Genomic DNA, 12,554 nt, shown 5'->3' on the forward strand with positions numbered 1-12,554 from the left:
CTAGAGGTGTGGACCTGTCGGTGGTCGGTCCTAACCTCGGGTGCGTGAAGTACTCCGTGACGACCGGCGCGGCCGGATCGAGGCTCGACCCGGCCGGACTGGCGGCGCTCGCCGTGCGGGCGGAGGAGGCGGGCTGGGACGCGTTCTTCCTGGAGGACTACGTCGTCTACCAGGGCCAGCTCGACACTCCCACCTGGGATCCGTGGATCTGCCTCGCCGCGATGGCGGCGGCCACGAAGCGGATCCGGCTCGGCACCACGGTCACGCCGGTGCCGCGGCGCCGGCCGTGGCAGCTCGCGCTCGAGGCGATCTCGGTGGACCGGCTGTCCGGCGGCCGGCTGATCCTCGGCGTCGGTGCGGGCGACCCGTCGGACCCGTTCCTGGCGATGGAGTCGACCTCGCCGGCGGAGCTCGCCAAGCGGCTCGACGAGGGCGTGGCCACGCTCGCCACGCTGCTGGCGGGGGACATGGTGAACGGGGCGCGGCTCGCGGCCCGCCCGGTGCAGCGGCCGCGGATCCCGTTGTGGGTGGGCGGCGACCTGCGCGTACCAGCCGTCCGGCGGCGAATCCTGCGCTGGGACGGCAGCGCCGCGTACGGGCTCAGCGTCGACGCGGTACGCGACCTGGTGGCCGACGCGCCGCCGGGGTTCGACGTCAAGATCGGCGGCGTCACCGATCTGGATGAGCTGGAGGATTACCGGGCGGCCGGGGCGACTTGGTGTGGTCGCTGGGTGTCGCCGAATGAGCCGGATCAGCTCGAAGAGGTGATCAGGACGGGGCCGGTCCGCGGTTGAGGCGGGCGGCGCGCAGGACGAGGTAGTCGCGCTCGGGCAGGTTCGTGGTCCGCCCGGCTGCCGCCCGGTAGTGGCTGACCGCGGCGTCGGAGTCGCCGAGCAGCTCGTACAGGTGGCCGCGTACCGCGTCCAGCCGGTAGTGCGCCCCCAGCTGGGCGTCGACCGGGGCGAGCAGGTCGAGGCCGGCCTGCGGACCGTTGGCCATCGCTGTGGCGATCGCGCGGTTGAGCTCGACCATCGGGTTGCCGGTGAGCTTCGCCAACAAGCCATACAAGGCGAGAATCTGCGCCCAGTCGGTGTCCTCGGTCCGCGCGGCGGTGTCGTGTTGGGCCGCGATCGCGGCCTGGAGCTGGTACTCGCCGACCCGGCCGCCGGCCATCGCGGTGGCAGTGAGGCGCACGCCCTCGGCGATCTTCGCCCGGTCCCACAGCGAGCGGTCCTGCTCCTCGAGCGGAACGAGCCGCCCGACCTCGTCGGTCCGGGCGAGCCGGCGCGCGTCGGTGAGCAACATCAGCGCGAGCAGTCCGGTCACCTCGGGATCGTCCTGCAGCAACGCGTGCACGTTCCGCGTCAGCCGGATCGCCTCACCCGACAGGTCGGTCCGGTGCAGGGCGGACCCGATGCTGGTCGCATACCCCTCGTTGAAGATCAGGTACAGCACCCGCAGCACCGACTCCAACCGTGCGGCGAACTCTGTCGAGTCCGGCGTCCCGAACGACGTTCCCGACGACTTGATCCGCTGCTTCGCCCGGCTCACCCGCTGCGCGAGCGTGGTCTCCGGGACGAGGAACGCGTTCGCGATCTCCGCCGTCGTCAGCCCGCCGACCGCCCGCAACGTCAGCGCGACCGCCGACGCCGGCGACAGCGACGGGTGGCAGCACATGAACAGCAGCTCGAGGGCGTCGTCGCGCTGCTCGGTCCTGCCCTGCGGCACCTCCCGCCACGCCTCGTTCACCTCGCGCCGTCGCCGCGCCTGGTTGCTGCGGTAGTGGTCGGTGAGCTTGCGGACAGCGGTCTGGATCAGCCAGCCGCGCGGGTTGTCCGGTCGCCCGTCCTTCGGCCAGTGCAGAACGGCGGCGAGCAACGCCTCCTGCACCGCGTCCTCGGCGGCGTCGAAGTCGCCGTACCGCCGGACGACGGCGCCGAGGACCTGCGGCCCGAGCTCACGCAGCAGGTCCTCGATCGGCGCTTCGGCGCTCACACGTCCGTCCCGGGAATGCGGAACATCACCTGCCGGACCTCGATCGGCTGCCCCAACGGCACCCCGTTCGGCCCCGGCGCCGCGGACACCAGCGCCGCGATCTCGACCGCGCGGTCCTCGGTCTCGACGTCGACCAGCTGGTAGCCGGCGAGCAGTTCCTTGGCCTCGGGGAACGGGCCGTCGGTGACGACGGGCGCGTTCTGCCCGTCGGACTGGACGACCTTCGCGAGCTCAGGTCCGGTGAGCGCCTGCATCTCGACCAGCTCGCCGTTCTCGATCAGCTCCTGGTTCAGCGCACGCAGGTACTCCATGTGGGCATCGAGGTCGTTCGGGTCCCACTCGGCGAGCGGCGGGGCGTCGAGGTTCTCGTCGTACTTCGTCAGGATCAGGAAACGGGTCATCGTCGTTCGTCCTTTCAGCCCTGCTGGGCTTCGGCCTTCTCGCGGATCAGGTCCTCGACCGCCTTGGGGATGGTGGTCTCGAAGTCGAGCAGTTTGGCCCAGTGCAGCTCGATGCTGATCACGGCCATCTCGTCGTAGAGCGCCCGAACCCCGGCCTCCCACTCGGGGAAGGCCTCTTCCCCGACGTGTCGGCCGGCCTCGATGTAGAAGTCGGGAACGCCGTCGACGACCTCGACGGACGCGGTGCCGCGCAGCAGCAGGACCTTCGGCGGGTACCCGGTGGTGTCGATGGTGAGCGCGACCTTCGGGTCCTTCCGCAGCGCGGCGACCTTGGCGGCCTTCGGCACCGTGGCGATCAGCACCCGCGCACCGTCCCAGGCGTACCCGATCGGCACGACCCGCGGCTCCCCGTCGACGTTGTTGTACGCGAACCGCGCGATGGCCACCCCGTTCAGCAGTTGCTGCGCGTACGGCTTGTTCATGACCTCGGAGATCTCCTGCTGCGACATCGTCTTCGTCATCTCAGTTCTTGCCTCTCGTGCTCGGCACCCCTCGTGGGCGCCATTCGTGAGTCAGACGGAGCCGTTGCCAGGTCCTCGACATGGTCGACACGAATTCTGCTGGGAATCCTTGCGTGATCGACCGTGGACACATCGCCACCGCGCGGGCCACCGCGTTTCTCGCCCTGGCACTCGCCATGCGGCTGAGCTAAATCGTGGCGCGCCTGCCTGAGGGTGGAGTAGAACGTCGAGAGTGAACGCGCTGCGCAGCCGTACGTATCGGCATCAGGACCTCGTCACGATCGAGCACCGGCTCGATGTCCCGCTCGACCACCACGCGCCGGACGGGGAGCAGCTCGAGGTCTTCGCCCGCGAGCTCGTCAAGGTGGACAAGGCGGACGACAACCAGCCGCGGCTGCTGTTCCTGCAGGGCGGCCCCGGCGGCAAGAGCCCGCGGCCGGGCTCCGACGCGTGGGTCGAACGGGCGCTGCGGGACTACCGCGTCGTCCTGCTCGACCAGCGCGGCACCGGCCTGTCGACGCATGCGAACCGGCAGACGCTCGCCCGCCGCGGCGGTCCCGAGGAGCAGGCGGAGTACCTCCAGCACTTCCGCGCCGACGCGATCGTGCACGACTCCGAGGCGCTGCGCAAAGCGCTCGGCGGCGACACCCCGTGGACCCTGCTCGGCCAGAGCTACGGCGGCTTCTGCATCCTCACCTACCTCTCGTTCGCGCCGGCCGGGGTGAAGGAGGCGTTCGTCACCGGCGGGCTGCCGTCGCTCCAGGGCACGGCCGACGTGGTGTACGAGACGACGTACGACCACATGGTGGAGAAGAACGAGGCCTACTTCGCCCTGCACCCCGACGACCGCGAGCTGTGCGCGCGGATCGTCCGGCACCTCACCGAGAACGACGTCCGGCTGCCCACCGGCGAGCGCTTCTCACCGCGCCGCTTCCAGACCGCCGGCCACGGACTCGGCATGCGCGGGGTCTTCGACGGCCTGCACTACGTGCTGGAGGAGGCGTTCCTCCCGGGCAGCGCCGGCGACGAGCTGTCCGACACGTTCCTGCACGCGGTCGGCTCGGGGCTGAGCTTCGCCGAGGGCCCGCTCTACGCGGTGCTGCACGAGTCCATCTACCAGCACGGAGCGGCCAGCCGCTGGGCCGCCGAACGGGTCTACACCGAACGCAAGGAGTTCCACCTCGACGACGAGCGGCCGTTCCTGTTCACCGGCGAGGTGATCTACCCGTTCTTCTTCGACGAGGATCCGGCGCTCGTTCCGCTGCGCGAGACCGCGAACCTCCTTGCGCACAAGGAAGACTGGCCCGCCCTGTACGACGTCGAGCAGCTCGCGCGCAACGAGGTGCCGGTGTTCGCCGCGGTGTACTACAACGACCTCTACGTACCCCGCGAGCTCTCCCTCGAGACCGCCAAGGCGGTCAAGCGGGTGACGCCGTGGATCACCAACGAGTACGAGCACGACGGCATCCGGGTGAGCGACGTGCTCGACAAGCTGTTCAAGCTCGCGAAGCAGACTCCGTAGGCGGGGAAGGCGGAGCCGGGGGAGGAGTGGTCGCGGGCGGACGGAACACCGCGAACGGGTCGGTGATCTGGATGCTCGCGCGGGCGAAGCGGAACAGCGCTGCCGGACGGCCGCCGCTCGGACCCGGTGGCACGGTCTCGCCGGTCGGCTCGAGCTGCCCGCGCCGGGAGAGGACGCGCTGCAGGTTGGTCGCCGACACCCGGTAGCCGAGCGCCGCCGAGTAGACGTCGCGCAGCGCCGACACGGTGAACTCCGGCGCCGCGAGCGCGAACCCGACGTTCGTGTACGACAGCTTCGACCGGAGCCGGTCCCGGGCGCGCAGCACGACCGCCTGGTGGTCGAACGCGGTGTCCGGCAGCGCGTCGATCGGGAACCACGAGGTGTCGTCCGGGATCACCGGGTCGTTGTCGGAGCGCACCAGCGCGAGGAACGTGCTCGCGATCACCCGGTCGCCGGGCACCCGGTCCGGGGCGCTGAACACGGCCAGCTGCTCGACGTGGGAGAGCTGTCTGACGTCGACCTTCTCGGCGAGCTGGCGGCGTACGGACGCCTCGATGTCCTCGGTCGCGCCGAGCTGTCCGCCGGGGAGGGACCAGCGGCCGACCTGCGGTTCTCGCGCCCGCCGCCAAAGCAGGACCTGCAGTGACCGGGACCGGACTTGGAGCACGGCGGCGAGAACCTCATGCCCCAATTCGCTCACGCGGTGATAGTATCCATGGCAGTTTTCGATTCATAGACGAAAACCTCGGCGTGGCGGGAAGAGCCCGCGATCGCACGGGGTTAGGGGTGAGGAGGGGGCTCGACGGGGAGCCCTGCCAAACCCCTTCGGGTGAGGGAGAGCAGTCGATGACCGCGGTGATCGAACGTACCTCTGGCGGCTACGTCGGGGTGGTGCCGGACGAGGCATGGCGGGAGGAGGTACGCCGGCTCGCCCGCGAACGCGACGCGGTGCTGCTCGCGCACAACTACCAGATCCCCGAGATCCAGGACATCGCCGACTTCACCGGCGACTCGCTCGCGCTGAGCCGGATCGCGGCGACGAGCGACGCGTCCACGATCGTGTTCTGCGGCGTGCACTTCATGGCCGAGACCGCCAAGATCCTCAGCCCGGACAAGACCGTACTGATCCCGGACGCGCGGGCCGGCTGTTCGCTCGCCGACTCGATCGACGCCGACCAGCTGCGCGCGTGGAAGGCCGAGCACCCGGGCGCGGTCGTGGTGTCGTACGTCAACACGACGGCCGAGGTGAAGGCCGAGACCGACATCTGCTGCACCTCGTCGAACGCGGTCGAGGTCGTCCAGTCGATCCCCGCCGACCAGGAGGTGCTGTTCCTCCCGGACATGTTCCTCGGCGCGCACGTTCGCCGGGTGACCGGACGCGAGAACCTGCACATCTGGGCGGGGGAGTGCCACGTCCACGCCGGCATCAACGGCGCCGAGCTCGCCGAGCGGGCCGCGGAGAACCCCGACGCCGACCTCTTCATCCACCCGGAGTGCGGCTGCGCCACGTCGGCGCTCTATCTCGCGGGCGCGGGTGCCGTGCCGGCCGACCGGGTGAAGATCTTGTCCACCGGCGGCATGCTCGACGAGGCCCGCGAGACCAAGTCCCGTTCGGTGCTGGTCGCGACCGAGATCGGGATGCTGCACCAGCTCCGCAAGGCCGCGCCGGGCGTCGACTTCCGCGCGGTGAACGAGCGCGCCTCCTGCCGCTACATGAAGATGATCACGCCCGCCGCCCTGCTGCGCTGCCTGCGCGACGGCGCGGACGAGGTGCACGTCGACCCGGCGATCGCGGCACGGGCTCGCGGCGCCGTGCAACGGATGGTGGAGATCGGTCAGCCTGGAGGCGGCGAATGACCTGGGAGGCGACCGCCGACCTCGTCGTGGTCGGCACCGGCGTGGCGGGCCTGACCGCCGCGACCGAGGCCAAGCGCCTCGGCCTGAACGTGCTGGTCGTGACCAAGGGTGTCGCGGACGACGGCAACACGCGCTGGGCTCAGGGCGGCATCGCGGTCGCGATGCCGGGCGAGGCGAGCCAGCACGACTCGATCCGCCAGCACATCGACGACACGCTCGTCGCCGGTGCCGGGCTGTGCGACGAGGACGCGGTGACGACGATCCTCGTCGACGGGCCCGGTGCGGTGGCGCAGCTCCGGCACGAGGGCGCGGTCTTCGACCCCGGCCCGGACGGGCGGCTCGCCCGTACCCGCGAGGGCGGGCACACCGCGTTCCGCGTGATCCACGCCGGCGGTGACGCGACCGGCGCGGAGGTCGAACGAGCCCTGCTCGCGACCGCCCGGACGCACGAGGTGGCGGTGCTCGAGCAGACCGTCGCGCTCCAGCTCATGCTCACCTCAGCCGGCGCCTGCGCGGGTCTCGTCGTGCTGGACGAGTCCGGGATCGGGATGCTGCAGGCGCCTGCCGTACTGCTCGCGACGGGCGGCCTCGGGCAGCTCTACCAGGCGACCTCGAACCCCGACGTCGCGACCGCCGACGGCATCGCGCTCGCGCTGCGGGCGGGGGCGGAGGTTGCGGACCTGGAGTTCGTCCAGTTCCACCCCACCGTTCTCTACACCGGCGCGGGTGCGTACGGCCGCCGCCCGCTGGTGACCGAGGCCGTCCGCGGCGAGGGCGCGTTCCTCGTCGACGGCGCCGGCGCGCGGGTGATGGAAGGCGTGCACCCGCTCGCCGACCTGGCCCCGCGCGACGTGGTGTCGGCGGCGATCACCCGCCGGCTGCTGGACGCGCCCGGCGGCATCGACGACCACGTGTTCCTCGACTCCACCCACCTGACGCGACCGCACTTCCAGGCGCGCTTCCCGACCGTGTTCGCCGCCTGCGCGGCGGCGGGCATCGACCCGTCGGTGGAGCCGATCCCGGTTGCCCCGGCCGCGCACTTCGGCTGTGGCGGCGTGGTGGCCTCGGTGGACGGACGTACGACGGTGTCGGGCCTGTACGCCGCAGGCGAGGTCGCGCGGACCGGTCTGCACGGCGCCAACCGGCTGGCCTCGAACAGCCTTCTCGAAGGCCTCGTGGTCGGCGGTCGAGCTGCCCGCGCGGTGGCGTCCGATCTCGCGACCGGGGCGATCGCCCACGTACGCCGGGCCGAGGCGCAACGGTGGCCCGTCGTACCGATCGCGGACCGCGCGGCCCTGCAGCAGGCGATGAGCCGGTATGCCGGGATCGGCCGCGACGCCGTCGGCCTCGCCGAGGTGGCCGCGGTGCTCGACAAGACCTCCGCGGTCGGCGCCCTGCGGTCCCGCCGGGACGTCGAGGATGCCGCGCTCGCGATGACCGCGCGGGTGCTGGCGTTGGCCGCGTCGGAGCGCGAGGAGTCGCGTGGCTGCCACGTTCGCCACGACTTCCCGTCGCGGGACGACGCGCGTTGGCGCACGACGATCGCCTACCGGGCGGACGACTCCGGCGCGCCGCACATGGTCTCCCGGTACGAGCTGGCGGGTGTCGCATGATCTCGCCCGCCACGCGCGCCGCGCTGGACAAGTCCGGCCTCGATGTCGACGACGTCCTCCGCGTCGTCAACACCGCCTTGACGGAAGACCTCCGCTACGGGCCGGACGCCACGACCGCGGCGACGGTGCCCGAAGACGCAGTCGCCGTTGCCGATCTGACGCCGCGCGCTCCGGGCGTACTGGCCGGAGGACCGGTCGCGCTCGCGGTGTTCGACCTGGTCGGCGACGGCCGGATCGAGGTGGTGTCGCGGCTCGACGACGGCACCCACCTCACCGCGTACCAGCCCGCGCTGACCGTCCGCGGGCCGGTCCGCGCGCTGCTGACCGCGGAACGGACGGCGCTCAACCTGCTCACCCACCTGTCCGGCGTCGCCACCGCGACCGCCGCATGGGTCGCCGCGGTGGAGGGGACGGGCTGCGCGATCCGCGACACCCGCAAGACGCTGCCCGGGCTGCGCCTGCTGGAGAAGTACGCGGTCCGCTGCGGCGGTGGCGTCAACCACCGGCTCGGCCTCGGGGATGCCGTGCTGGTGAAGGACAACCACGTCGTCGCGGCGGGCTCGGTCGGCGCCGCGCTCGCCGCCGTCCGCGCGCGGGCGCCGGAGCTCCCGTGCGAGGTCGAGGTGACGACGCTCGACGAGCTCGACGCGATGCTCGCCGAACGTGCCGAGCTCGTGCTGCTCGACAACTTCACCCCCGCCGACTGCGCGGAGGCCGTCCGCCGCGTCCGCGCCGCCGGCGTGAAGACCCGCCTCGAGGCGTCCGGCGGCCTCACCCTCGACGTCGCCCGCGCCTACGCCGAGACCGGCGTCGACTACCTCGCCGTCGGCGCGCTCACCCATTCCGCCCCCGTCCTCGACCTCGGCATGGACCTGCGCGCGTCCTAGCCGAGGCGGGGTGATGGTGCTCTCTCTGTGCAGTTGTCAAGGTGCGTAGCGTCAGGCGCTTGATGGCGACCATACCGATTCGAACGTGTATTCGCATGCTCGTTCGCCAGCGGCGAACGCGGCGCCATATCGTGGTATGGTGACGGTATGGCATCCAGGAAGGTCACGATCACGATCTCCGAAGAGTTGCTGAAGCACGCCAAGGAGCTGGCGAAACGTGCTGGCATGCCGCTGTCTACGTGGATCGCCGGTGCGGCAGAGCATCGTGCTCGGACCGAAGACGGGCTCGCCGCGGTTGCCGAAATCGAGCGCGAGGAAGGGCCGATCACACCTGAGGAACGCGCGTGGGCGCGCGCGGAGCTGGCTCGGGTGGACGCCGAGATGCGGGGAGCGCTGGAGCCGGAGCGCCAAGCAGGATGAGCGTTCCGATCGATACGACATCGCCACTCGTGTACGACGCCGGTGCGCTCGTGGCCGCGGAGAAGGGCAGCCGCCGGTTGCTCCTCCTGCACACCGAGGCGCTCGCCAGCGGGCGGGAGATCACCGTGCCTTCGCCGGTGCTCGCGCAGGTCTGGCGTGGGGACTCGCGTCAAGCGCGCCTCGCGTGGGTGCTGCGAGGCTGCCAGATCGATCCGAGCGACGAGGAGATCGCCAAGCAGGCAGGCGTTCTCCTCGGTCGAAGCAGGACCCGCGATGCGATCGACGCGATCGTCGTGGCCACCGCGTGGAAGCGCCGCGCCGGTGTTGTGACGAGCGATCCGGGTGATCTGCGCAAGCTCATCGAGACCGTTGAGATGGATGGCCACCGGATCGCCATCGCGACGGTGTGATGGCGACCGGCCCGCCAGCTGCGATGCGCGGCGGAGACGTGCCTGCGAGTGGTGGCGTGGAGCGGCTAGCTGCCTGTCGACTGGAAGGTCCGGCGGTACTGGGTGGGGGTCGTCGCGAGGTGGCGGGCGAAGTGTTGGCGGAGGGACAGCGCCGTGGTGAGGCCGCTGGCCTTCGCGACCTCGTCCACGGTCAGGTCCGTCGTCTCCAGCAGCTGACGCGCCCGGTCCAGTCGCTGGTGGATGAGCCAGCGCAAGGGCGTGGTGCCCGTCTCTGAGCGGAAGCGGCGTAGCAGCGTCCGCGGGCTGACCATCGCGTGCTGGGCGATCTCCGCGAGCGAGACCTCCTCGCCGAGGCGGGTGCGCAGCCAGGTGAGGGTGGGTTCGAGCGACCCGTCGGCGGAGGTGCCCGCGTCGGCGTACGTCAGGTACTGCGCCTGGCCGCCGTCTCGATGCGGCGGCATCACGATCCGGCGCGCGACGTACGCGGCCTCGGCGGCGCCGTGGTCGCGGCGGACGAGGTGCAGGCACAGGTCGAGGCCGGCCGCCAACCCCGCCGCGGTGAGCACGTGGCCCTCGTCCACGAACAGCACCGCCGGGTCCACGCTGACCGAAGGATGCAGCGCGGCGAGCCGCTCGCAGTGCGCCCAGTGCGTCGTCGCGCGCAAGCCGTCGAGCAGCCCCGCGGAAGCGAGAACGTACGCGCCGGTGCAGATCGAGGCGATCCGCGCACCCCGCGCCCGGGCGGCACGCAGGGCGGCGAGGACGGCGGGCGACGGTGTCTCCGCCAGGGAGGCCGGAACGATCACGGTGTCCGCCGACGCGACGGTGTCCAGCCCGTACGGCGCGACGACCTCGAAGACCGTGTCGAAGGAGGCCATCGCGGCGACGCGCCGGCGTTCGGCGCAGACCAGCACCTCATAAAGGGGACGGGCAGAGCGCGCCGAAGCGAAGACCTGGCAGGGGATCGCGAGCTCGAACGCGACCACCCCCGGCAGGGCGAGAACGGCGACCCGATGCATGGCGAGAATCTATCGAAGTGTGTCAATAACGCCATTGGCCGCGACCGCCGGCGAAGGGGAGGGTGGCCGAATGCGCGCACAGGTCTTGATGTACGACGGCATCGCCGAGATGGACGCCCTCCTCCCGTTCGACATCCTCGCGAGAGCGAAGGCGATGGGCGTGGACGTCGAGCCCACCATGGTCACGGTCGACGGCCAGCAGGAGATTGCCGGCTGCTACGGCACGAGGTTCGGCGGACTCACGGCCTGGGATCCCGACAACGCCGACGCACTGATCGTCGCCGGCGGCTGGGACGTCGAGGTGATCGAGGCGAGCGAGCTGCCGGCGCAGGTCAAGGCGTTCAAGGAGCAAGCCGGCGACCGGCTGATCCTCGCCGGCGTCGACTCCGGCGCGCTGATCTTCGGCGCGGCGGGCCTGCTCGAAGGCAGGCCAGCGACGACGTTCAAGCACGACTATGATTACCTCGCCAAGTGGACCGACGTCGTCGAGGCGCGGATCGTCGACGACGGCGATATCGTCACCTCCGGCAGCGGCTGGCTCGCCGGCCTCGACCTCGCGCTCTACCTGTTGGCCGAGCGCTGGGACGCGAGGGAGGCCGCCGTGTGGATCGAGCAGCGCATCGGTCACGACCGCCGCGGCACCGTCTGGCGACGGACCTAAGTAGGGGGTGTCATGGTCGCGCTCCGCGCGACGTGCCTAGCGCTTGAACGTGGCCCCTTCCCTCTGGCCGAAGGGCCACGTGGTCAGTCGGGTGCTGGTAGCACGGCCAGAGCGAAAGGACCACGGCGCTAGGCTTACCCGTCGCCGGTACGAGGGGAGTAGCAAGGTGACGGATGAGCTGGACGCGCAGGCGCGGATCGACCAGTTGGCGTACGTGGCGAAGAACGACGCCAGCCAGGACCACCTGACCGCGCTCTGGTCGGCGACGTTCGAGCTCGAGCGCTGGTGGTTCGTGCAGCGCGGCGAGCCGGACAACCCGCACCCGTTCGTCGGCGTGTTCGACGACAAGCCGTTCCTACTCGGGTTCACCTCCGCCAAGCGGGCCAGGAACTTCGCGGTCTCCAACGGCTACGCGACCGCCGACGGCAGTGCGTTCGTGCTCGCGATGACGCCGGACGACGCCGTCGCCCAGTCTGCCGCGTGGGCGAACGAGGGCATCCACGCCCTGACGTTCGACCACGGCATCACGGGCTACTTCGCTCCGCTCGCCAACCTCGAGCCGATCCGCGCCCACGTCCGCGGCACCGCGCCGGAGTCGGAGGCGGAGGCGAACGGCGACCTGGCCCCCGACCCCGACCCGGTCGTCTAGTTGCATGGTCGCGCTGGCGCGCTCCGAGCCGGGTGCTGGAACGTGGCCCCTTCCCTCTGGCCGAGGGGCCACGTCGCCGGTGGGGTGCGGACCGTCCGGCCAGAGGGAAAGGACCACGGCACCCGGCTAGGCTGCCGCGTCCAGCGCGGGACCGAGCTCGGTCTCCTCATAGGAGAAGTGCGCCTCCAGCCGCGACGTCAACGTGGCGAGCTCGGCGGCCAGGTCGTCGGCGGACAGGTCCGAGACCAGTCGAGCGATCCGTTCGTTCAGCTCCAGCACGACCTGGTGCTCGGCCCGCAGCCGGTCGAGCATCGGCCCCAGCTCGGGCCGCTGAGGCTCGAGCTCGTCGAACGTGAGCTCCTCCCGGTCGTGATGCCCGTGCAGGTGCGAGCAGAACGTGAGGCAATGCCGCCGCAGCTGCTCGCCCAGCTCCGGCCGCGGGACCTCAACCCCCTCCGCATGTCCGGCGAGATAGTCGGAGACGCTCGAGTGAAGCGTCGCGAGCTCGGCCCGCAACCCGTCGTGGATCTGCTTGAGATGGTCGGTGATCGCCGTGCTCTGGTGGTATTCAGTCATCGTCAACTCCGCGAGGTTAGCTT

At 71.1% G+C, this 12,554-nt stretch carries 15 protein-coding genes; 9 read left to right on the forward strand and 6 right to left on the reverse strand.

The window, feature by feature from the left end; all coding sequences use genetic code 11:
* The first annotated feature begins 44 nt into the window (after positions 1-44).
* On the forward strand, positions 45-794 hold the full coding sequence (locus JOD67_RS18635; protein ID WP_307782445.1) for an LLM class flavin-dependent oxidoreductase: 750 nt from the start codon (positions 45-47) through the stop codon (positions 792-794).
* Here the strand turns inward: JOD67_RS18635 and JOD67_RS18640 are convergent.
* The 3 genes from JOD67_RS18640 to JOD67_RS18650 are packed head-to-tail and all read right to left on the reverse strand — an operon-like array spanning position 769 to position 2,917.
* Positions 769-1,995: an RNA polymerase sigma factor gene (locus JOD67_RS18640; RefSeq protein ID WP_205118882.1), complete on the reverse strand. Its 1,227-nt coding sequence runs from the start codon at positions 1,993-1,995 to the stop codon at positions 769-771. The two genes, JOD67_RS18635 and JOD67_RS18640, sit on opposite strands and share 26 nt — an antisense overlap.
* Positions 1,992-2,396, reverse strand: coding sequence for a YciI family protein (locus tag JOD67_RS18645; RefSeq protein ID WP_205118883.1), 405 nt, complete (start codon positions 2,394-2,396; stop codon positions 1,992-1,994). The genes JOD67_RS18640 and JOD67_RS18645 overlap by 4 nt, the downstream gene beginning before the upstream one ends.
* Positions 2,397-2,410: 14 nt before the next feature.
* Entirely contained in the window at positions 2,411-2,917 is a 507-nt protein-coding gene (locus tag JOD67_RS18650; RefSeq protein ID WP_239553906.1) for a pyridoxamine 5'-phosphate oxidase family protein, read from the reverse strand.
* 232 nt (positions 2,918-3,149) lie between these two features.
* Between JOD67_RS18650 and JOD67_RS18655 the strand changes: the two genes are divergently transcribed.
* Entirely contained in the window at positions 3,150-4,439 is a 1,290-nt protein-coding gene (locus JOD67_RS18655) for an alpha/beta fold hydrolase (RefSeq protein WP_307782446.1), read from the forward strand.
* On the opposite strand, the gene JOD67_RS18660 is transcribed toward JOD67_RS18655, so the two are convergent.
* Positions 4,414-5,139: an NUDIX hydrolase gene (locus tag JOD67_RS18660; RefSeq protein WP_307782447.1), complete on the reverse strand. Its 726-nt coding sequence runs from the start codon at positions 5,137-5,139 to the stop codon at positions 4,414-4,416. The genes JOD67_RS18655 and JOD67_RS18660 overlap by 26 nt on opposite strands.
* A gap of 146 nt (positions 5,140-5,285) precedes the next feature.
* On the opposite strand from JOD67_RS18660, the gene nadA reads away from it, so the two are divergent.
* From nadA to JOD67_RS18685, 5 genes are all read left to right on the forward strand, one after another.
* Positions 5,286-6,296, forward strand: coding sequence for a quinolinate synthase NadA (gene nadA / locus JOD67_RS18665; RefSeq protein ID WP_205118884.1), 1,011 nt, complete (start codon positions 5,286-5,288; stop codon positions 6,294-6,296).
* On the forward strand, positions 6,293-7,909 hold the full coding sequence (locus JOD67_RS18670) for an L-aspartate oxidase (protein ID WP_205118885.1): 1,617 nt from the start codon (positions 6,293-6,295) through the stop codon (positions 7,907-7,909). The genes nadA and JOD67_RS18670 overlap by 4 nt, the downstream gene beginning before the upstream one ends.
* Positions 7,906-8,796 (forward strand): carboxylating nicotinate-nucleotide diphosphorylase, encoded by an 891-nt coding sequence (gene nadC, locus JOD67_RS18675; protein ID WP_205118886.1) that lies wholly within the window; start codon positions 7,906-7,908, stop codon positions 8,794-8,796. Before JOD67_RS18670 ends, nadC begins: the two co-directional genes overlap by 4 nt.
* A 147-nt stretch (positions 8,797-8,943) precedes the next feature.
* Positions 8,944-9,216, forward strand: coding sequence for a hypothetical protein (locus JOD67_RS18680; RefSeq protein ID WP_205118887.1), 273 nt, complete (start codon positions 8,944-8,946; stop codon positions 9,214-9,216).
* Positions 9,213-9,626: a PIN domain-containing protein gene (locus JOD67_RS18685; RefSeq protein ID WP_205118888.1), complete on the forward strand. Its 414-nt coding sequence runs from the start codon at positions 9,213-9,215 to the stop codon at positions 9,624-9,626. The genes JOD67_RS18680 and JOD67_RS18685 overlap by 4 nt, the downstream gene beginning before the upstream one ends.
* Before the next feature lie 65 nt (positions 9,627-9,691).
* Here the strand turns inward: JOD67_RS18685 and JOD67_RS18690 are convergent, their stop codons facing one another.
* Positions 9,692-10,645 (reverse strand): GlxA family transcriptional regulator, encoded by a 954-nt coding sequence (locus tag JOD67_RS18690; protein WP_205118889.1) that lies wholly within the window; start codon positions 10,643-10,645, stop codon positions 9,692-9,694.
* A 70-nt stretch (positions 10,646-10,715) separates the two neighbouring features.
* Here JOD67_RS18690 and JOD67_RS18695 point away from each other — a divergent pair, with 70 nt between their 5' ends.
* Together JOD67_RS18695 and JOD67_RS18700 are read left to right on the forward strand one after the other, a co-directional pair.
* Positions 10,716-11,306, forward strand: a complete 591-nt coding sequence (locus JOD67_RS18695; RefSeq protein ID WP_205118890.1) for a DJ-1/PfpI family protein — start codon at positions 10,716-10,718, stop codon at positions 11,304-11,306.
* A 166-nt stretch (positions 11,307-11,472) separates the two neighbouring features.
* Positions 11,473-11,955, forward strand: coding sequence for a hypothetical protein (locus JOD67_RS18700; RefSeq protein ID WP_205118891.1), 483 nt, complete (start codon positions 11,473-11,475; stop codon positions 11,953-11,955).
* A 126-nt stretch (positions 11,956-12,081) separates the two neighbouring features.
* Here JOD67_RS18700 and JOD67_RS18705 read toward each other — a convergent pair whose 3' ends face one another.
* Entirely contained in the window at positions 12,082-12,531 is a 450-nt protein-coding gene (locus JOD67_RS18705; RefSeq protein ID WP_205118892.1) for a hemerythrin domain-containing protein, read from the reverse strand.
* Between the last annotated feature and the right edge of the window lie 23 nt (positions 12,532-12,554).

The sequence above is a fragment of the Tenggerimyces flavus genome, from assembly GCF_016907715.1.
Classification (GTDB): domain Bacteria; phylum Actinomycetota; class Actinomycetes; order Propionibacteriales; family Actinopolymorphaceae; genus Tenggerimyces; species Tenggerimyces flavus.